At 64.1% G+C, this 20,601-nt stretch carries 19 protein-coding genes; 15 read left to right on the top strand and 4 right to left on the bottom strand.

What is annotated here, in order from left to right; all coding sequences use genetic code 11:
• Positions 1 to 386: 386 nt before the first annotated feature.
• The 3 genes from PBR20603_RS21585 to PBR20603_RS21575 are packed head-to-tail and all read right to left on the bottom strand — an operon-like array spanning position 387 to position 2,130.
• Positions 387 to 1,232: an MBL fold metallo-hydrolase gene (locus PBR20603_RS21585; RefSeq protein ID WP_150561505.1), complete on the bottom strand. Its 846-nt coding sequence runs from the start codon at positions 1,230 to 1,232 to the stop codon at positions 387 to 389.
• Positions 1,233 to 1,250: 18 nt separating this feature from the next.
• On the bottom strand, positions 1,251 to 1,577 hold the full coding sequence (locus PBR20603_RS21580) for a hypothetical protein (protein WP_150561504.1): 327 nt from the start codon (positions 1,575 to 1,577) through the stop codon (positions 1,251 to 1,253).
• Positions 1,578 to 1,584: 7 nt separating this feature from the next.
• Entirely contained in the window at positions 1,585 to 2,130 is a 546-nt protein-coding gene (locus tag PBR20603_RS21575; protein WP_150561503.1) for a sugar ABC transporter, read from the bottom strand.
• Between the two features lie 165 nt (positions 2,131 to 2,295).
• Between PBR20603_RS21575 and PBR20603_RS21570 the strand changes: the two genes are divergently transcribed.
• The 15 genes from PBR20603_RS21570 to PBR20603_RS21500 all read left to right on the top strand — a co-directional run bounded on the left by PBR20603_RS21570 (position 2,296) and on the right by PBR20603_RS21500 (position 19,035).
• Entirely contained in the window at positions 2,296 to 3,189 is an 894-nt protein-coding gene (locus tag PBR20603_RS21570) for a LysR substrate-binding domain-containing protein (RefSeq protein WP_150561502.1), read from the top strand.
• Between the two features lie 573 nt (positions 3,190 to 3,762).
• Entirely contained in the window at positions 3,763 to 4,947 is a 1,185-nt protein-coding gene (locus PBR20603_RS21565; protein ID WP_150561501.1) for a porin, read from the top strand.
• A 178-nt stretch (positions 4,948 to 5,125) separates the two neighbouring features.
• A complete protein-coding gene (locus tag PBR20603_RS21560; protein ID WP_150561500.1) occupies positions 5,126 to 5,923 on the top strand; it encodes a GntR family transcriptional regulator in 798 nt (265 codons plus the stop codon).
• 20 nt (positions 5,924 to 5,943) lie between these two features.
• Complete coding sequence (locus PBR20603_RS21555) at positions 5,944 to 7,155, top strand: ABC transporter substrate-binding protein (protein ID WP_150561499.1); 1,212 nt, start codon at positions 5,944 to 5,946, stop codon at positions 7,153 to 7,155.
• Between the two features lie 4 nt (positions 7,156 to 7,159).
• On the top strand, positions 7,160 to 8,032 hold the full coding sequence (locus PBR20603_RS21550) for a branched-chain amino acid ABC transporter permease (RefSeq protein WP_150561498.1): 873 nt from the start codon (positions 7,160 to 7,162) through the stop codon (positions 8,030 to 8,032).
• Between the two features lie 16 nt (positions 8,033 to 8,048).
• Positions 8,049 to 9,065, top strand: a complete 1,017-nt coding sequence (locus PBR20603_RS21545; RefSeq protein WP_150561497.1) for a branched-chain amino acid ABC transporter permease — start codon at positions 8,049 to 8,051, stop codon at positions 9,063 to 9,065.
• The gene (locus tag PBR20603_RS21540) at positions 9,058 to 9,816 is read left to right on the top strand and encodes an ABC transporter ATP-binding protein (protein WP_150561496.1); all 759 of its coding nucleotides are present in this window, start codon (positions 9,058 to 9,060) and stop codon (positions 9,814 to 9,816) included. Before PBR20603_RS21545 ends, PBR20603_RS21540 begins: the two co-directional genes overlap by 8 nt.
• Positions 9,813 to 10,523, top strand: a complete 711-nt coding sequence (locus PBR20603_RS21535; RefSeq protein WP_150561495.1) for an ABC transporter ATP-binding protein — start codon at positions 9,813 to 9,815, stop codon at positions 10,521 to 10,523. The genes PBR20603_RS21540 and PBR20603_RS21535 overlap by 4 nt, the downstream gene beginning before the upstream one ends.
• A 4-nt stretch (positions 10,524 to 10,527) precedes the next feature.
• Complete coding sequence (locus PBR20603_RS21530; protein WP_150561494.1) at positions 10,528 to 11,796, top strand: 3-isopropylmalate dehydratase large subunit; 1,269 nt, start codon at positions 10,528 to 10,530, stop codon at positions 11,794 to 11,796.
• Positions 11,797 to 11,817: 21 nt separating this feature from the next.
• Positions 11,818 to 12,366 (top strand): LeuD/DmdB family oxidoreductase small subunit, encoded by a 549-nt coding sequence (locus PBR20603_RS21525; protein WP_150561493.1) that lies wholly within the window; start codon positions 11,818 to 11,820, stop codon positions 12,364 to 12,366.
• The gene (locus PBR20603_RS21520) at positions 12,360 to 14,054 is read left to right on the top strand and encodes a hydantoinase B/oxoprolinase family protein (RefSeq protein WP_150561492.1); all 1,695 of its coding nucleotides are present in this window, start codon (positions 12,360 to 12,362) and stop codon (positions 14,052 to 14,054) included. The genes PBR20603_RS21525 and PBR20603_RS21520 overlap by 7 nt, the downstream gene beginning before the upstream one ends.
• Positions 14,051 to 16,123, top strand: a complete 2,073-nt coding sequence (locus PBR20603_RS21515) for a hydantoinase/oxoprolinase family protein (protein WP_150561491.1) — start codon at positions 14,051 to 14,053, stop codon at positions 16,121 to 16,123. The genes PBR20603_RS21520 and PBR20603_RS21515 overlap by 4 nt, the downstream gene beginning before the upstream one ends.
• A 22-nt stretch (positions 16,124 to 16,145) precedes the next feature.
• Positions 16,146 to 16,763 (top strand): cysteine hydrolase family protein, encoded by a 618-nt coding sequence (locus PBR20603_RS21510; RefSeq protein ID WP_150561490.1) that lies wholly within the window; start codon positions 16,146 to 16,148, stop codon positions 16,761 to 16,763.
• Entirely contained in the window at positions 16,760 to 18,175 is a 1,416-nt protein-coding gene (locus PBR20603_RS21505) for an FAD-dependent oxidoreductase (protein ID WP_150561489.1), read from the top strand. The genes PBR20603_RS21510 and PBR20603_RS21505 overlap by 4 nt, the downstream gene beginning before the upstream one ends.
• The gene (locus tag PBR20603_RS21500; RefSeq protein ID WP_150561488.1) at positions 18,172 to 19,035 is read left to right on the top strand and encodes an isocitrate lyase/PEP mutase family protein; all 864 of its coding nucleotides are present in this window, start codon (positions 18,172 to 18,174) and stop codon (positions 19,033 to 19,035) included. The genes PBR20603_RS21505 and PBR20603_RS21500 overlap by 4 nt, the downstream gene beginning before the upstream one ends.
• A 141-nt stretch (positions 19,036 to 19,176) precedes the next feature.
• Here PBR20603_RS21500 and PBR20603_RS21495 read toward each other — a convergent pair whose 3' ends face one another.
• A complete protein-coding gene (locus tag PBR20603_RS21495) occupies positions 19,177 to 20,400 on the bottom strand; it encodes a CaiB/BaiF CoA transferase family protein (protein WP_150561487.1) in 1,224 nt (407 codons plus the stop codon).
• Between the last annotated feature and the right edge of the window lie 201 nt (positions 20,401 to 20,601).

Raw genomic sequence — 20,601 nt, 5'->3', positions numbered from 1 at the left:
GCGGCCGAAAGAAATCCACCTCGAGGTCGACCCGTTAGGCAAATTTACGGCGGGTCTTGACATTGGTTAGGGCGGAACATCCCCAGAGTCCGAGGACGGCAGGCTTGACCATCACGCGGCATGACGACCGAATCATAAGTCATGCCCATTTCAGCGGGGCCGAAATTCGCCTCACACTTACTTACGAGAGCGCCAAACTACCGCGATAGTCGGTCGAATGTTTGCGAGCCTCCTCCAATGCAATGACATCTCAGGCGAAGGTGAATCCATAGGTCCGAGAGAAGCCCGGGGCAATATCGACCAGCATTCGCTTCTGTTCGCCCCCAATTTCGCATTTCGCGCTACGGTGCGTCGTCTGCGATCTCAGCTATTCCGTCAATGCGGTCTTATGCTTCAGTCACATAAAGCAGACCGTATTCCCCCCTCGTTTGCTTGATTCGCGCAAAACCGAGTTCACCCAAATGCATGCCGGCGATCAAAAGTCCCTCCGCACTGACCATGTCAAGCAGCCTCGATCGTGTGGTGGCGGCCAGGGACGGGTCCTGATCAAATGCAATCGATACGTCGGGCCGCTCGATCTGGATGTGCGGAAAATGAACGACGTCTCCCCAAACCAGCAGGCTCTGATCACGCGATTCGACGATATAGCCGGTGTGTCCCTCGGTATGCCCCGGTAGCGACATCGCACTGATGCCGGGAAGCACTTCCCCGTCGTCGAAAGTCCGGAGTCTGTCGCTATAGCCATTGAACACCTGACGGGCAATCAGGAAGTTACCGCGCGCCCGCTCGCTGGCTCGACTCAGATTGCCGTCATCCTGCCAAAATCCAACCTCTCGCCGATGCACAACAAGCTCCGCATTCGGAAACGCGATTTGCCCGGCGCCATTCACCAGCCCCCCGACGTGGTCGGGATGGGCGTGCGTGAGCAGGATGGTGTCTATCGTCGCGGGTTCAATGCCGGCAAGCAACAGATTGGCATGCAGATGTCCGCCCCATTGCCGGATCCCGCCGGCCCCTCCGTCAATGAGAATCGTGCGGCCCCCGCCGCGGACCACATAGCAGTTGATATGTACTGCCGAGGGTTCTTTCTGCCCGGCCTCGCTTTGCATTCGGGAGGCTTCGGACGCGTCGATATTCGAAAGGAAGCCGAGGCTGGCCGTGAGGTAACCGTCACTGATCGCGGTAATCGTGAAATCCCCAGCCTGCTGGCAGGGAAAGGTGAGCTTGGACACAGTGCTTCTCCGGATAGCCTAATTTCGGGCGTAGATGTTCGATGCGGTGTAACCAAAACAACGGATGCGCGCCTTGAGTCCAGTGCGGCGATCGATGGCGGTTTCCAACCCTTCCATGAATTGGTTCATGACGCTGGGTGTGCGAAACGTCTCAAGGCGATATTGGACTTCTGCGAAGACAGGGTGCCCATGCCCGTGCCGAACATCCACATAGATGACGTGAACCTTTTCGAGCTTGGCCTCGAGGACACTTGTACAGAGTGCGATGCAGTCACTGGAAAGACCGGCAAGGCTTTCGTCGGACGGCATTTTTTGCGAATGAATGTAAAACGTCACGTTTGGCATCGCAGACTTAGCGCTTCTGGCGCAGTGGAACCGAGACGGCATGGGTCAGTTGTTCCGTCATCGGCGCGTAGAAATGAATGCCTTCGCAGATGTTCTCGACACAATGGACGTTGCTCCGTGGCAGTTTTGCAAGCCAGCGGTGCTCCGGAAACTTCTCCAGCGCAACGGCTCGCATGGCCAACGGCTCAAGGCCCATCCGGATCAGCGCATCGGGGCCGTCGGCGCAGAGCGCGAGGCGTTCGTCAGCATTGACGGCAGGTGCGAGGCCGATATCGCTATACAGATTCCGGTGCCAGTCGGTGATGTGCTGCTGCCACCTGGCGAAATTGCCGCCGCCTTTCTGGCGATATTCCTCTCCCGTCAGGACATCGAGACCGTCAATCGTGTGTACGGCCAGATAGACGGGGCAACCCTCGCTCATCGATTTGAATCGCTGGGAGGTGCGAAAGCCGGTGACCGAGATCAGGGCCGGCAGTTTTTCAAGACTGTAGAAGTCGTTCCATTCGGCTTCGCTGCCAGGATCGGCGAAGCTGCATTCCACGGTGTAGATCATCACATTGTCCTATGTACCGGATCAGCATGTTCTTGCGAAAGCTCATCCTTAGTGCGGTAACGTAATGGTAGGCTGGCGTTTGCGCTCTATATATCGAAATAAAGTCAGCCTTCAGTGATGTTTGCTCAAGCTGACCGTCATCACGTTCTCACCAGCGAGACTTTCATGGCACGCAAGATTCCCAGCAACTCTGCACTCCTGGCGTTCGAGGCCGCGGCTCGACACGGCAGCTTTGCCCGCGCCGCCGAGGAGTTGGCTCGGACTGAGGGGGCTGTCAGTCGCCAGATCGGCCGGTTGGAGGCGTTTTTGGGGGTGGCGTTGTTCGAGCGAGTGGGAAATCGGGTACGGCTCGCACCGAACGGTGCGCGATACGCGGTGCAGGTTCGGGAGATTCTGGACCGGCTGGAACGGGACAGCCTATATCTGATGGGGCAGCCCATCGAGGGGGCGAGTATCGATATCGCCGCCAGTCCGACCTTCGCCACCCGTTGGCTTATCCCCCGACTGAAGCGGTTTCAGAACCGGCATCCGAACATTACCGTACATATTGCCGAACGGATGGAGCCCTTCCTTCTGGCCGGTAGCGGTTTCGACGCGGCCATTCATTTCGAGCATCCGGCATGGGCAGGAATGCACCTCCATCATCTACTCGAGGAGATCCTTGTGCCGGTCTGCAGTCCGGCGCTGCTTGCCGACGCTGGTGAAAACGCATCGCTCGATAAGCTGCCACTCCTTCACAGGAGGCAGAATCCGGACGCCTGGCAGATTTATGCGCAAGCGTCGGGCGTTGTGCTGTCCAACCCGGCGGTTGGTGCACGTTACGATCTGCATTCGATGCTGATCGAAGCGGCGCTCGCCGGCTTGGGCGTCGCACTGGTGCCGCGTCTTTACATCGGTGCCGAGCTTGAACAAGGCCGTTTGGTCGCGCCTTGGCCGGATGGCAAGGCAATTACCAAAAACTTCTGCCTTGTGCTTCCTGACCCGATCGATTTGAGTGCGGGGCCAGTTCAGGCATTCGCGAAATGGATTCTGGACGAGGCTCGAGGTTCGGCGCGCTAACTTTCCGCGCCTCGATAAGACGCGCAACGACAGCGACTCGCCATGATCGGCAACGTGTCGTGTCGTATTGCCCTCGATGTCGAGTTCCTGTGATGGCGGAATGCGATCATGCCGGCCGACGTCAGGCAACGACGCCTCGCCCGCGAGGATGTCGGGGGCGGCAAACAGCCTCGCGTCGTTCCCCGCATGACAGAGGGCTCGGGAATTTCCCGATGGAACAACCACGGTGGCCATTTGTTCCATTGACGCTACAAATTGGCGCTCCTAGAGTCGTCGCCATGATGACTTCCTCTCTTTCGACGCCGATGAAGACGTTCGCCATTCAGCGCGCAGCGTATCGCGTTCTGCGCGAGTAAGTCGCTTCTCGCCACCGGCACGTGGCGCGTTGCGATGCAGATCGCGCCAGCGTGCCTTCCCAATTTTCCTTTGCCGTCCGACGTGCGCCGCGTGCTCACGCCGCGGCTGCGTGCGCCCTGGTGTTTGCCATGTCCCGTGAGTGTTTCGCTCACGACGCCGGCAAACGCCCGGCGCACCGGGGAACTGTTTTCTTCAACAACAGAAGGACGCACGCCCATGACACACATCACGCGCAAAACGCTACCTCTCGCTTCCTCAGCCACCGCTGCCGGCATTGCATTGCTGCTCGCCAGCGCGACCACGCCCGCCATCGCGCAGTCCAGCGTCACGCTTTACGGCGTGATGGAAGCGGCTATCGTTTCGCAGAACCACGCGAGCCCCGACGGCGGCCGCATCTATTCCGTCAATCAGGCCGGCGAAGGTTTCCTCTCCGCGAGCCGCTTCGGCCTGCAAGGGGTGGAGGATCTCGGCAGCGGCATGAAGGCGCGCTTCGTGCTGGAGAACGGCTTCAACTCGCAAGCCGGAACGTTCGATCAGCAAGGGCAACTCTTCGGGCGTCAGGCATTCATCGCGCTGCAGGGCGGCTGGGGTGAATTCGCGCTTGGCCGTCAATACACCGGCGCCGTGGTGGCGATCTCGATGGTCGATCCGATCTTCATCGGCGCGCCGCCGACGAACTCGTGGCTCGTCTTCCTGACAGGCCAGCGTTTTAACAATGCGCTCACGTGGACGAAGAAATTCGGCCCCTTCGGCGTGAATCTCCAATACGCGTTCGGCGGTATCGCAGGGCAGGGCTCGGCGCGCTCGTCGGCCTCGGGCGGTGTGTCGTGGGAGCAGAGCGGCAACGTCTTCACCGGACAGGTGCAACAGACACATGATTCGCAGAGCCGTCTCGCCAAGACCTGGTCGCTCGGCGCCAAAGTGAGCTACGGGCAGTGGAAATTCCACGCCGACTATCTCCAGAGCCAGCGAGACGCCGGTTTCGACGTGTCCAACGGCGGCACCGATTACGCGTCGATCACGAACATGAGCACTGCGGCCACGCCGACGACCGTCGCTGCCATCGGCTCCGTGTTCTCCGCCGCGAGACGAGATCAATTCTTCACGCTGGGCGCGAGCTACCTGCTCAATCCGTCGTGGCAATTCATCGCGGCTTATATGTACGACAACACGAGCGCGGTGAATTTCAGCGGCAAACGGCAAACGCTCTATGGGGTGATCGACTACTTCCTGTCCAAACGCACCGATGTCTATTTCGCCACCGCGTATGAGCGGGTGGACGGCGGATGGTCGGGACTCTTCGGAACGTCAACGACCAATTGGACCGGCGGCAACGGCGTGAAGCTCAATGGTTACGACAACCAGATGAGCTATTACGTCGGCTTGCGTCACCGCTTCTGAAAACGGTTGCGGCGAAGCATCGAAGCATGCGTCGCCGCAACCTGAAAACCCTTGCCCTGCTTGCGTTTGCTGGCATGCTGCCAACAGTCCTGAATGCTTTAGGTGTTTTCCCGATAGAACATATTGTCTGTCACTTTGTTCTATTGACCGAACATTATGACACTTCCAGAATCGCCGCATGGATACCCCACTACCGCTTCCGAAGTACCACCAGATCTACCTCGTGCTGCGCGAGCAGTTGCAGGAGGGACGCTTCGATCGTGACGGCGTGCCGGGCGAGCACGTGCTGGCCGATCAGTTCAGCGTGGCGCGCATTACGATTCGCAAGGCGATGGAAATGCTGGTTGCCGATGGGCTCGTCGTGCGCCGCCCGGGACTGGGGACATGGCCGCTGCATGCCGGGCAACGCACCGGCGGCAAGGGGGGCGGCTTCTCCCGCGAGAAGGCGCATCTGACCGGCCTGCTCGAGAACATCGTCAATATGGGGCTGCGCACGAGCGTGTCGGTGCTCGAATCGAGTGTCGTGGGCGCGAGCGATGCCGTTGCCGATGCGCTGGCGCTGGAGCCCGGCGCACCGGTCCACAAGAGCATCCGCGTGCGCAGCACGCAGGCCGGTCCCTTGTCATACATCACCACGCATGTGCCGCAAGGTATCGCCGAAATCAATCGCGAAGAACTGGAACGCAAGCCGCTGCTGATGCTGCTCGAAGAAGCCGGCGTTGAACTCGGCGGTGCGACGCAGACCATTTCTGCGCGTCTGGCCGATGCCGTGGTGGCGCGCCATCTCGACATCGCCGTCGGCTCTGCGCTGCTGGCGGTCACGCGCCTCGTGCGCGACGTGTCCGAGCGTCCCGTGCAACTGCTGCAAGGCCTGTATCGCCCCGATCGCTACCAGTACCAGCTTCAACTCTCTCGTGTCGGCGACATCGACGCGAAGGTCTGGGTCAGCGAAGAACTGTCTGCCCAATTCCACTGATCACGTCCGGAGAATCGTCAATGAGTTCGCGTCGCACGTTCCTGCGTCAGTCCACTGCCATGGCCGCGCTTGCCGCCACTTCCAGCGCGCCGTGGCTCGCGCATGCCGCCGGTAAGCCGGTCAAGATCGGTGTGCTGCATCCCGTCACGGGGGCGCTGGCCTATTCGGGCCAGCAGTGCCGTCTCGGTGCGCTGCTCGCCATCGACGACATCAATGCCGCAGGCGGTATCAAGTCGCTCAGCGGCGCACCTATCGAGGCTGTGCTCGGCGACGCGCAGTCGCGTCCCGAAGCCGGTTCGGCGGAAGTCGAGAGGATGAACGAGGCCGGCGTGTCGGCCATCGTCGGCGCCTATGCCTCGGCCATCTGTCTGGCGACGACGCAAACGGCCGCGAAGTATGGCCTGCCGCACGTCGTCGACGTGGGGGTTGCCGACCAGATCGTGGAGCGCGGCCTGACTAACACGTTCCGTTTCGGTCCCGGCTATCGCATGTGTTCGATGCGCGCAGTCGACGATCTCGCCGCGCTGAACAACGCCGCCGGGAAGCCGGCCAGGACGGTGATGATCGTGCACGAAGAATCGCTCTTCGGCACGGGCACGGCCGCGCTGCTCCAAAAGGAATTGCCTGCGCGCGGCTTCGAAATCAAGGAAGTCATCAAACACGCCAACCCGACGCGCGACTTCAACAACATCGTGCTGCGCATGCGCTCGGTGAATCCGGACATTGTGATTCCGGCGAATTACTACAACGAATACGCGCTGCTGTTGCGTGCGATGAAGCAGCAGAAGGTGCAGCCCAAAGCGATCTACTCGGTGCTGGGCGGCGCGGCGTCGAGCTACAAGTTCCTCAAGGAGTTTCCAGACATCGCCGATGGCATCATCGATTGCAATCACTGGTTCAATCCGAAGGACCCGCGTGTGGCGGCGCTCAAGGCCCGCACGCAAGCCAAAGGGGCATTCTTCAGCTACGAAGTCTTCATGACGTACACGGCGATGATGCTGCTGGCCGATGCCATCGAGCGCGCCAGATCGGTCGACCGTGCGGCCATCACGGCAGCGCTCGCGTCGAGTTCGTTCAAGGATCACATCATGCCCTATGGCCCGACGAAGTTCGTCAACGGCCAGAACACGGGCGCACAGCCGCTGCTCACGCAGGTCTCGCACGGCGACATCAAAGTGATTCTGCCCGACAGCTATCGTCAGGTGGCGCCGGTCTTCCCGCTCAAGGCCTGATGCGATGCTCGACCCGGTCATTCTCCTTTCTGCGGTGCTCAACGGGCTCACCACGGGCGCGGTATACGCGCTTATCGCCCTGGGCCTCACGCTGGTGTACGGCGTGCTGCACATCATCAACTTCTCGCATGGTGCGGCATTGATGATTGCGCTCTACGCCGTGTGGCTGCTCAAGGAAAAGCTCGGCATCGATCCGTACGTTGCGCTCCCGTTCGTCACGCTGGGCATGTTTGCGCTCGGCTACGGCTTGCAACGCTGCGTGATCGAGCGCGCGAGCCATGGCAAGGACGAGAACATTCTGCTCGTCACCCTCGGCCTTGCCATCGTGCTGGAGAACCTCGCGCTGGTGTGGTTCAAGTCCGATACCCACACGATCGACACGCCTTACACGCTTGCAACGGTCGACGTCGGCCCGGTCATGTTGTCTGTGCCGAAGCTCATCGCCTTCGGCGGTGCGCTGGCCGCAGCCGCCGTGCTCTTCTGGATCATGCGGGCGACCGATCTCGGCCGCGCGATTCGCGCCGTGGCGAAAGAGAAGCATGGCGCGAAGCTCATGGGGATCGACGTCGAGCGCGTCTACGCGCTGTCCTTCGGCATTGGTATGGCGTGTGTCGGCGCAGCGGCTTGTTTCCTGATGCCGACGTACTACGTCAACCCGCAAGTGGGCGGTGGCTTCGTGTTGGTGGCCTTCACCATCGTGGTGCTCGGCGGCATGGGCAGCTTTACCGGTGCGCTCGCCGGCGGGTTGCTCATCGGCGTGGTCGAGTCGCTGGGCGGGCTGTGGCTGGGCGATTCGCTTGGGCAGATGGGCATCTTCGCCATTTTCATCATCGTCGTGCTGCTGCGTCCGCAGGGCTTGTTCGGTGCGCGGGCATGAGGAGCGGGAGCAAACGATGAAAGACCTTCGTTGGATCGTGTTGTTTGGTGTCGTGATCGCGACGTTGCTGGTCACGCTGCAATCGGGCGTGTGGCTGTCGTTCGTGATGATGACGCTCTATACCGTGCTGCTGTCGCAGTCCTGGAACATTCTGGGCGGCTTTGGCGGACAGTTGTCGTTCGGGCACGCGCTCTTCTTCGGCGTAGGGGCCTACACGCAAGCGATTGCCCAGTTGCGGTGGGGGTGGAACCCGTGGCTGGCGATGCCGTTCGCCATTGCCATGGGCACCGGGGTCGCTATCGCTATCGGTGCGATCACATTCCGCTACGGCCTCAAGGGTTCGTACTTTGCGCTGGTGACGCTGGCCTTTGCGGAGGTGTTTCGAATTCTCGCCGTGTCGCTGCCGTTCACCGGGGCGGGCGTGGGCCTCATGGTGCCGCTGCGCCAGAGCGTGGGAAATCTGCAATTCGCGTCGCCACGTGGTTATGCAACGCTGCTGCTCGTGTTCGTGATGGCTGCGCTGCTGGTCACGGCCTGGCTGCGGCATTCGCGCTTCGGTGCCTGGTTGCAGGCTGTACGCGATAACGAGAACGCCGCGCGTGCGGTCGGTGTGAATCCGTTGCGGGTGAAGCTCGGCGCGATCGCTCTGTCCGGCGCGTTCATGAGCGCCGCAGGCATGTGCTACGTGCAGATGTTTCAGTACATCGACGCCGGCATTGCGTTTGGCTCGACGATCTCGGTCGAAGCACTCGTCGGCGTGATCGTGGGCGGTCTGGGAACGCTGTGGGGGCCGGTGCTGGGCGCGGCCGTGCTGTACGCGATGGGCGAGTTCACGCGCAACCTGTTCGGTGAATTGCCGGGGCTGTCGATGGTCATTTACGGCGCGGTGCTGATCCTGATCGTGATGTTCCTGCCGCGCGGGATTACCGGCGCAGGGGCATCGGTGCGCCGCTTGCTGGGAATGGACAAGAAGACGGCGGCTGCGCCCGACGCGCAGGCAGCCGCCACGCATGAGGAGAATGCCCGTGTCTGAGGCGCTGTTGAAGGCCAATGGCCTGTCCATCACGTTCGGCGGCCTCAAGGCGGTGCAGGACGTGAGTCTCGTCGTCAAGCCCGGTACGCTCACGGCGCTTGTCGGACCGAATGGTGCAGGCAAAACGACGCTGTTCGGTCTGCTTTCCGGGTTCCTGACACCAACGGCTGGCCGCGTCGAGTTTCAGGGGCGTGATATCACTGGGCAAGCCCCGTTCGAGACTGCGCGCCAGGGACTCACGCGCACTTTCCAGATCGTGCAGCCGTTCGGCGCGCAGACGGTGCGCGAGAACATTGCCGTGGGCGCGCATCTGCACCAGCGCGAGCGCCGCGCAGCGCTGCGCGAGGCCGAGGAGATCGCAGTTCGCACGAACTTGCAGGCGCAGTTGGACAAGCCCGCCGCCGACCTCACCGTGTGCGGTCGAAAACGGCTCGAGCTGGCCCGTGCGCTGGCAACACGTCCGCGTCTGCTACTGCTCGACGAGGTGCTCGCGGGCCTCAATCCGAGCGAGATCGACGAGATGATTCCCGTAGTGCGCGAGATCGCCCAGAGCGGGGTGACGGTGTTGATGATCGAGCATGTCATGCGTGCGGTCATGAGTCTTGCCGAGCATGTGTGGGTGCTGTCGCAGGGGAAGTTGATTGCCGCGGGAACGCCTCGTGAAGTCACATCCGACGCTGCCGTTATCGAAGCCTATCTGGGGCATGGCACGGCGGCGCGGCTGGCCGCGCAGTCGGGAGGTGCGCAATGAGCCATTTGCTGGAAGTCGAGGGACTGCACACCGGCTACGGCCGCGTCGAGGTGCTGCGCGGTGTCGACCTGACGGTCGGCGCAGGTGAGATCGTGGTGCTGCTCGGCAGCAACGGCGCGGGCAAATCCACGCTGAACAATACGCTCTCGGGCATCAACCCCGTCTGGGCCGGGCGTGTGCGGTTCGACGGACACGACCTTACCGGACGCCATTACCGCGACGTGGTGAAGGCAGGGCTGATCCAGGTGCCGGAAGGCCGCCGTATCTTCCCGAACCTGAGTGTGCGCGAGAACCTGATGCTGGGCGCCTTTGCCCGCGGACGCGCGTCGCGTGAGCAAAGTCTGGAGCGCATGCTCGATCTGTTCCCGCGCCTGCGCGAGCGCATCGGCCAGCCGGCCGGCACGATGTCCGGCGGCGAGCAGCAGATGCTGGCCATCGGCCGTGGCCTGATGGCCGAGCCCAGGCTACTCATCCTCGACGAGCCTTCATTGGGGCTCTCGCCCTTGATGGTCGAAGAACTGTTCACGCTGATCGCCCGCCTGCAGCACGACGGCCTGTCGATCCTGCTCGTCGAACAGAACGTGGGCCAGTCGCTGGAAACCGGCCAGCGCGGCTACGTGCTGGAGAACGGGGCGATCCGTCACAGCGGCACGTGCGCTGAGTTGCTGGCAAGCAGCGACCTGCGCCGCGCCTATCTCGGAATGTAAGGGAATGACCGTGGCGCAAACTCTGACGCAAAAACTGCTGGCGGCCGCCTGTGGCCGCGACGAAGTCGCCGTGGGCGAGATCATCACCTGTCGCGTCGATCTCGCGATGTTTCACGATTCCAGCGGCCCGCGCCGGCTGCAACCGATGCTTGAGTCGCTGGGCGCGCAGTTGTGGGACAAATCGAAAGTGGTGCTCGTGATCGATCACTACGTGCCCGAATCCGACGACGAGTCGCGGCGGATCGTGCGCATTGCCCGGGACTGGGCGAGCGCGCAGGCGCTGCCCAACGTCTACGACTCGGTCGGCATTTGCCATGTGGTCGTGCCCGAACACGGGCATCTGCGTCCCGGCATGTTCTGCGTGGGAGGCGATTCGCACTCGCCAACCGGCGGGGCGTTCGGCGCTTACATGTTCGGCATCGGCAGCACGGAAATGCTGGGCGTGGCCGTCTCGGGCGAAATCTGGGTCAAGGTGCCCGACACGCTTCAGATGCGCTGGGACGCACGTCTGGCTGACGGCGTGACCGCCAAGGACATGATGCTGCACATGATCGGCCGCTTCGGCATGAATGGCGGACGCTATCAGGCGATCGAATTCTGCGGCGAGGCGGTGCGCGCACTGTCGATGCAGGAGCGCATGACGCTCTCGAACATGAGTGCAGAACTCGGCTCTCAGGTCGGACTGATTGCGCCCGACGAGACCACGCGCCAGTACCTGCGCTCGGCCGGTGTGAAGGATGCCATCGACATCGATCGCTGGCAGGGCGATCCAGGGGCGGCTGCCGAAGTGCATACGTTCGACGCCAGCGCACTCGCGCCGCAAGTTGCCGCGCCGCACAGCCCCGCCAATACGCGTGGCGTCGGCGAGTTCGCCAATGTGGCGGTGGACGTCGCCTATCTGGGGGCTTGCACGGGGGCCAAGCTCGAAGACCTGCGCGCGGCAGCGCGCGTGCTGCGAGGCAAACGTGTGGCCGATGGCATGCGCTTTGTCGTCGCCCCGGCTTCGCAGCGCGATCAGGCTCAGGCCGCGCGCGAAGGCGTGATGGATGTGCTCACTGCAGCCGGGGCACAGGTGCTCGCGACGACGTGCGGTGCTTGCGCGGGTTACGGCGGCTCGATCCCGGAAGGCGCCACCGTCATGTCGAGCACTGCGCGCAATTTCAAGGGACGCATGGGAGCGGAGACGGCGCAGGTCTATCTCGGCTCGCCTTATACGGTAGCGGCTGCCGCGCTTACGGGGCGCATTGCCGACCCGCGCGACATGCTTGCCTGAATTTGTTCGTCAAACTTCGCCATGACCACCCCAACCACGTCTGTTGATTCCTGCAGCACCTCGCATCGCGCCTGGGTAGTGGGCGCCGATATCGATACCGACGCGCTCGCGCCGGGGGCCTACATGAAGTTCGGCATCGAGGAGATCGCGCGCCATTGCCTGCATCGCGTGCGCCCTGAGTTTGCCGCAGCCGTGCAGGTGGGCGATGTGCTCGTCGCCGGCCCGAACTTCGGCATCGGCTCGTCGCGCGAGCAGGCGGCGGCCGCGCTCGTGCATCTCGGCGTTCGCGCCGTCATCGCGCCGTCGTTCAATGGCTTGTATTTCCGCAACGCCTTCAATGTGGGGCTGTTGCTGCTCACCTGTGCCGACGCGCTGCGCATTGCCGAGGGCGAAGCCCTGCGGCTTTCGCCGCGCGAAGGCTTCGTCGAACGCGCCGACGGCAGCCGTCTCGCCTGCGAGACCGTGCCGGGCTTCCTGCTCGACATGGTCGACGCGGGCGGACTGCTCAATCTGCTCAGGCGGCGCCGTACGGCACCTCAAGCGACATCCAACGGAGTTTCTTCATGCTAGATCCCGTCACCCTGGCCGTCCTCAAGGGCCGGCTGGAGCAGATCGCCGACGAAATGGACGCGACGCTCTACCGCAGTGCGTTCAATCCCATCATTGCCGAGGCGCACGATGCCTGCCACGGCATCTACGACGCGGCCACCGGCGCCACGCTGATTCAAGGTAAGTCGGGCCTGCCCGTCTTTGTCGGCGCGATGGCGTTTGCCGTGCAGGCGGCGGCGCGCGCGGCCGCTGAGCGTGGCGGCATGGTCGATGGCGACGTGTGGCTCTTCAACGACCCCTACGAAGGCGGCACCCACGCCAACGACTTCAAGCTCGTGCGCCCCGTATTTCGCAATGGCAAGCTGTACTGCTTTCTGGCGTCGGCCGCACACTGGCACGATGTGGGCGGCGCGGTACCCGGCAACTACAACCCGGCGGCTACCGAATGCTGGCAGGAGGCCGTACAGATCCCGCCAGTGCGTATCGTTCGCGCAGGGGAACTCGATGCCGACGTGCTCGCCATCCTCAAGGCGAACACGCGGCTGCCCGACAGTCTCTGGGGCGATCTGAACGGTCAATTGTCGGCGCTGACCCTCGGGGCGCGGCGTCTGGCGGATCTGCTCGACGAATATGGCGACACGACGGTGCAGGAGGCGCTCGGGCAACTGCGCGAGCGTGCCGTCAAGCTCATGCGCGCCCATGTGGCTGCGCTGCCCGACGGAGAGTATGTCTATCAGGACATGCTCGATAACGACGGCGTGCGCGACGTGCCGCTCACCATTGCCCTGCGCATGCGGGTGCAGGGTGAGACGCTCACGCTCGACTTCACCGGAACGTCACCCGCCTGCATGGGGCCGGTGAATATTTCCCGGGCGACAGCCATCGCTGCCTGCTACGTGGCGCTCAAACACCTGTTCCCCGATGTGCCCGCGAATGCCGGCGTGCTGGACGCGGTGCAATTCGAACTGCCGGAAGGGCTGGTGATTTCTGCGCAACGTCCGCGCCCCGTGGGCGGCTATACGGAGACGATCCTGCGCATGATCGACGTGATTTTCTGCGCTATGGCGAAGGCCGCGCCTGAGCGCGCGATGGCACAGGCTTACGGCACCATCAACGCACTGTCGATTGCTGGCTATCGCACCGACGAAGCCCGTCGCGGCCAGCGTTGGGTGATGTTCAGCTTCTTCGGCGGTGGCCACGGCGGCCACATGGACGGCGACGGCCTGTCGCACGGCAACGCACCCATTTCGACGGCCACGATTCCGCCCGTTGAGATTCTCGAGGCGGCTTATCCCGTGCGCTTCACGCAGTGGGCGTTGCGTCCCGACTCGGCCGGCGACGGTGAGCATCGGGGCGGGCTGGGCGCGATCTACGAGATCGAACTGCTCGAAGACAGCGCAGAAGCGTTCGTCTTCGGGGAGCGCGGCCGCTCGGCACCGCAAGGCATTGCGGGCGGTCAGGCATCGGTGCCGAACGTCTTTCAGTATCAGAACGGTGGCGAGTGGCGCACGCCGCCGATGGCGTCGAAGATGCTCGGCATCAAGCTGGCGCGCGGTGAGCGCGTGCGGCTCCAGACGCCGGGCGGCGGTGGCTACGGCGATCCCGCCCGGCGCGATGCGGCGGCGCGCGCCCATGACCGGGCGATGGGGTATGTGACGCAGGCGGCGGACGCCGCAAGCGGCAAGGCAACGAAGGAGCAACAGGCATGAGCACAGCAGCAACGACCGGGGCCCCGCTGATCGTGGGTGTCGATGTGGGCGGCACGTTTACCGATTTGTTCGTGCTCGACGAGGCGGCCGGTGCGGCGCGCATCGTCAAGGTGCCGTCGACGCGTGGCGAGGAAGCGCGCGGCTTCATGAACGGGATCGAACGGGTGGGCGACGCGGCCCAGAAGGCGGGCGCCGGGGCCATCGCGACCATCGTGCACGGCACGACGGTCGGCACGAATGCCTTGCTCGAACGCAAGGTGGCCCGCACCGGCATCATCACCACGACCGGCTTTCGCGACGTGCTGGAGATGCGCCGCCGCGACCGTCCCGCCACATGGGGGTTGCGCGGCGACTTCACGCCAATTGTGCCGCGCGACTTGCGCATCGAAGTCGACGAGCGTGTGCTCTCCGACGGCACGATCCACACCGACGTGGACATTGCTCAGGTGGAAGCGGCAGCGCGGGCGTTGCTCGAAGCCGGTTGCGAAGCGGTTTGCGTATTCTTCATCAATGCCTACGCCAATCCCGTGAACGAACAGCGCGCGGTCGCGGCGGTGCGTGCATTGTGGCCCAACGGCAACGTGACGGCGGCGACGGAAGTGCTGCCCGAGATTCGCGAGTTCGAGCGATGCTCGACCGCAACGCTCAACGCCGCATTGCAACCGGTGGTCGGTGGCTATCTCACACGGCTCGAGCGCGACCTGAAGGCGCAGGGCTTTGGCGGTGAACTGCTGGTGGTGCAAAGCAACGGCGGCATCATGTCGCGTCAGACCGCGAGCGATGTGCCTGTGCGCACCGCGCTCTCCGGGCCGGCAGCGGGCGTGATCGCCTGCGCCGCGATTGCGCGTGCGGCCGGATTCGCCAACGTGGTGACAGGCGATATGGGGGGCACGTCGTTCGACGTCTCGCTTGTCGCGGGCGGCGAGGCGTCGCTCTCGGCGCAGACGTCCATCGAGTTCGGCATGGTGGTGCGCTCGCCCATGATCCAGATCGAAACGATCGGCGCGGGCGGCGGCTCGATTGCCTCGGTGGACGCCGGTGGTTTGCTGCAAGTGGGGCCGGAGTCGGCGGGCAGCATTCCGGGCCCGGCCTGCTATGGACGTGGCAATCTGCGCCCGACCGTGACCGATGCCAACGTGCTGCTCGGCCGCATTGCGGCAGACCGTCCGCTGGGTGGCGGGTTGCTCGACAAGCTCGACGCGGGCCTGGCGGCGCAGGCGATCGGCGAGCATGTTGCCGAGCCGCTTGGGCTGGAAGTGCATGCGGCCGCCGAAGCCATGCTGACGGTGGCCAACGCGAAGATGGCCGGGGCCATTCGTGTGGTGTCGATCGAGCGGGGGCACGACCCGCGTCAGTTCGCCTATATGCCGTTCGGCGGCGGCGGTGCGTTGCATGTGTGCGCAATGATGCGCGAAGTCGGCACAACCACGGGCATCGTGCCGCGCTACCCCGGCGTGACTTCGGCGCTCGGCTGTGTGATGGCCGACATGCGCCACGACAGCGTACAGACACTCAATCAGCCGCTCGCCGCCCTCGATGTCGAGGATCTCGCGGCGCGCGTGGAGGCGCTGGCACAAGCATGTCAGACGCGTCTGGACTCGGCGGGCGTGCGTTTCGAATCGGTGCGCGAAGTCATCGAACTCGACATGCTTTACGTCGGCCAAAGCCACACGGTGCGAGTGCCGGTGTCGCGCGACGCGCTGCATCGCGACGGCATTGCACAGGCATTCGATGCCGCCTACCGGGAGGCGTTCGGGCGCGCACTCGAGGGTATCCCGGTGCGCATCATGAACCTGCGCTACGCCCGCATCGGTGTGCGTCCGAAATTCGATCTCGCGGTTCTCGCGCCGCAAGCGAGCGCAATGCCCGCGCCACTTGGCACGCAACGTGTCTATCACGCGGGGCAGTGGTGGGACGCGGTGCGTTATGCGCGCCTCGAGTTGCCTGTAGGTGCGACGGTGGCGGGCCCTGCAATTCTCGAGCAATCGGATACGACGATCTGGCTGGAGCCGGAATTCTCGGGACGCGTCGACGCGCTGGGTAACCTGCTCATCACGCGCAGCTCTTGAGCGCAGCGACCGGAGAGACGACATGAGTCAAACGCTCAAGCTCGACAGTTCGCGCACGGCGCTCGTCATCGTGGACTTGCAGAACGACTTCATCACGCCGGGTGGCGCGTATGACCGGGGAGGCGCGGCCACGCCGCAGGCACAGGCGCTCCCGGCGCGCGTGGCGCCGGTCGCGGCGTCGCTCAAGGCGGCCGGTGGCTACGTGGCGGCGAGTCAGTTCACGCTCTGGCCCGACGCGAACGGCGAGCCGATGATCTCACCGCACCTGAAGCAGCTGCGGCCGTTTCTGCGGCGCGGCGACTTCGTGGCCGGCACACCGGGACATGCGACGGTCGACGTGCTTGCGCGCCACGTCGACATGTCGGTGTGGAAGGTGGCCTATTCGGCGTTCTTCAACACGCAGCTCGACTGGGTGCTGCGTCGCGCGGGGATCGAGACCGTGGCGGTGTGCGGCATTGTGACGAATGGCGGCGTGGCAAGCACCGCGCGCGACGCGCACATGCGCGATTACCGTGTGCTCGTGCTCTCGGACGGTTGTGCGGCCCCCACACCTGCCGCGCACGACGCTGCGCTCGCCGATTTGTGTACGGTGGGTGAGATCCTGACTTGCGAGGCCTTTACCGGCCGCCTTGCCGCATGAGCGCGCCAGTGATTCGCCGCGGCCTGCCATCGGCGGACGATCTGCCGCACGTCGGCGTCGTGATCGTCGGCGCGGGCGCCTGCGGGCTGACGGCCGCACTGGCGCTGCAAGACGCCGGCGTCGATTGCGTGCTGCTGGAGCGCGACGCCGTGCCCAGCGGCTCCACGGCGCTCTCGTCAGGCTTTATCCCGGCGGCCGGAAGTGACGTGCAACGCGCGGCAGGGATCGACGATAGCCCCCGCCGGTTCGCCGACGACATTGCAGCGAAAACGCAAGGCACGGCTGCCGCGCACCTCGTGCGTGCCTACACGCAGGCCTCTGGGCCAGCGATGGATCTGTTGGCGCGTCATGGACTGCGCTTCGAGATTCTCGACGGCTTTCTCTACCCCGGCCACACGGTGCGTCGCATGCACAGCTTGCCAGAGCGCACCGGCGCAGCGCTCATGGCGGCGCTCGAGCGCGCCGTGCAGGCGACCGGCGCGCCCATCCTCACGCGCACGCTGGTCCGTGAGTTGTGGGTGGACGAGTCCGGGCGTGTGCGCGCGGTCGGCGGACTGCGCCCGGACGGTTCAATGGAGTACTTCGGCTGCGACGTGCTGCTCTTGGCGTGCAATGGCTTCGGCGGTAACGCCGCGCTGCGTGCCGAGCTATTGCCGGAGATGACGCACGCGGTATATGGCGGCCACGAAGGCAACGACGGTAGTGCGCTCCTCTGGGGGCAAGCAATGGGCGCGGCACTGGCAGATCTGGGCGGCTATCAAGGGCATGGCTCTTGGGCGAGTCCGCACGGCGTGCTGATTTCGTGGGCCGTCATGATGGACGGTGGCATCCAGATCAATCGGCAGGGGCGGCGCTTCCACGACGAGACGCAGGGCTACTCCGAGGCGGCTGTCCACGTGCTGGCGCAACCGGACGGCATTGCGTGGAATGTGTTCGATGCACAAACACTGGCGCTTGCCAGAACCTTCCCGGACTTTCAGGACGCCGAGGCCGCCGGGGCGCTCAAGACCTGCGCCGATATCGATGCGCTCGCCGGCGTCATCGGCTGTGACGTGATGACACTGCGCGAGACGCTCGACAGGGTCGCGCCTGGTGCCACCGCCGGTGACGGACGCACATTCGCGCGAGCGATTGCCGCGCCGTATTACGCAGTGAAAGTGACCGGCGCGCTGTTCCATACCCAGGGCGGGCTCGATATCGACGTCTGTTGCCGTGTACTGACGCGCGACGGCACGCCGTTGCCCAATCTGCTTGCCGCCGGTGGTGCGGCACGCGGCGTGTCGGGCAACGCCGTCTGGGGTTATCTGTCGGGCAACGGCCTGCTCTCCGCCGTCGCGGGCGGATTTCTCGCGGCACATACAGCGGTTGACGTGCTCGCGGCCAAATCACCTTCTCAGGAGACATCCGCATGACGACCTCGTCGTCTCTCAAACAGCGCCTGGACGGCGGTGTGCTGCTCGCGCCCGGTGTCTACGACGCGCTGTCCGCCCTCATCGCCGCGCAAGCGGGGTTCGAGGCACTGTATCTGTCGGGCGCATCGATTGCCTACACTCGGCTTGGCCGGTCGGACATCGGACTGACAACCTATCCGGAGGTCGAAGACACGCTGGCCCGGATTGCCGAGCGCGTGGACATTCCCGTGATCGTCGATGCCGATACCGGATTCGGCAACGCCCTCAACGTTAAACGCACGGTGCGCGGCTTCGAGCGCGCCGGGGCTGCGATGATTCAGTTGGAGGATCAGACCTTCCCCAAGCGCTGCGGTCATCTCGACGGCAAGGGCGTGGTGCCGGTGCGGGAGATGGTCGGCAAGGTGCGCGCGGCGGTCGATGCGCGCCACGATGCGAGCACCCTGATTCTCGCGCGCACGGATGCGGTGGCGGTGGAAGGCCTCGATGCCGCGCTCGATCGTGCCGAGCACTATCTCGAGGCGGGCGCCGATGCGTTGTTCATCGAGGCGCTGCGCAGCCCGGAGCAGATGGCGGCGGCGTGCGCGCGATTCGCACAGCGCGTGCCGTTGCTCGCCAATATGGTCGAAGGCGGCAAGACCCCCGTGCAAAGCGCGCAGGCGCTCGCCGATATCGGCTTTCGCATCGTGATCTTCCCAGGCGGGACGGCGCGCGCTGTCGCCAATACGCTGCAGGGGTATTACGCCAATCTGCATGCGCAAGGCACCACGGCGGCATGGCGTGAGCGCATGCTCGATTTCGATGGATTGAACGCGGTGATCGGCACGCCGGCACTGCTCGCTGAGGGCAAGCAGTACGAGTAGACGGGAGCGCGGACGTTGCCCGCGTGATGAATCGGCGCATAACGTGGATCGGACGTGGATCGAACGTGGATCGAACGTAGGTTGCGCCGGCAGGCAGGGCCTGTCGCGATTGGGTTCGCGCCAGGCCCATTTTCGTGGGCGTCAGACGATGCTGTCGCCGCGCAGTTGCGCGATTCTGGCGTCGTCGAACCCGAGCCGCTCGCGCAGAATTTCATCGCTGTGCTGCCCCAGCGTCGGCGGGGCGCTGCGGGCAACGGGTGGCGTCTCGCTCATCTTCATCGGACTGGCGACAATGCGTGCGACGCCGCCCGACGGATGCGGCAATTCGACCGCCATCTCGCGGGCGATGACTTGCGGATGTGCGAAGACTTCCGGCAGCGTGTTGATCGGGCCGCACGGTACGCCAGCCGCCTCGAGCTTGTCGATCCAGGCGTCCTTGCCGAACTTGCGCACCATCTGCGCGAGGATCGGCACGAGCGTGTCGCGGTGACGCACGCGCGACGGATTGGTCGCAAACCGTGCGTCGTCGGCGAGCCCCGGCGCTTCGCCCGCCTCGACGAACTTTCGGAACTGACCGTCGTTGCCTACGGCCACGATGATCCAGCCGTCGTCGGCTGTCTGGAAGGTCTGGTACGGGACGATGTTCGGGTGCGCGTTGCCCCAGCGCACGGGCGCCTTGCCGCTCGCCAGATAGTTGGTGTTCATGTTGGCGAGCATGGCGACCTGCGTGTCGAGCAACGCCATGTCGATGTACTGCCCCACGCCCGTGCGGTCACGGTGGGTGAGCGCGGCCATGATTGCTAGACTCGCATACATGCCCGTCATCAGATCGGCAATAGCAACGCCCGCCTTCTGCGGGCCGCCGCCCGGCAGGCCGTCGCGCTCGCCGGTAATGCTCATGAAGCCGCCAATGCCTTGCACGATGAAGTCGTACCCGGCGCGCGACGCGTGCGGGCCGTTCTGGCCGAAGCCCGTGATCGAGCAGTAGACGAGATCCGGCTTGATGGCCTTGAGCGACGCATAGTCGAGACCGTACTTCGCGAGTTGGCCAACCTTGTAATTCTCGACCACGACATCGCTTTGCGCGGCGAGCGCACGCACGATCGCTTGCCCCTCCGGGCGCGAGATGTCGAGCGTGAGCGAGCGCTTGTTACGGTTGGCTGCGAGATAGTAAGCGGCTTCTTGCGTGTCGTTGCCCTCGGCGTCGCGCTGATACGGCGGGCCCCAGCTACGCGTGTCGTCGCCCACACCGGGACGCTCCACCTTGATCACGTCCGCCCCCAGATCCGCCAGATTCTGCGTGGCCCACGGCCCCGCCAACACTCGCGAAAGATCCAACACCCGGATATGACTCAGCGCGCCCATCGATTCGTATCTCCTTTGCGTTCGTGATTGTTCGTGATCGCCGGCATTGCGCGGAACAATGTTTTGCAATGCGGAACTGTTGGCGATGAGTCTACGTCCTGCCGTTCGCTTCTGACCAGCGTCGTTTCGCAGTGCGGTTGGTGGCGCGACGCGGTGGCAGGGTCGATTTCCCGTATAATCAAAAGTTTGCAAAATACCCAC

Source organism: Pandoraea bronchicola (assembly GCF_902459805.1).
Classification (GTDB): domain Bacteria; phylum Pseudomonadota; class Gammaproteobacteria; order Burkholderiales; family Burkholderiaceae; genus Pandoraea; species Pandoraea bronchicola.
This window is presented reverse-complemented; position numbering and strand designations above follow the sequence as displayed.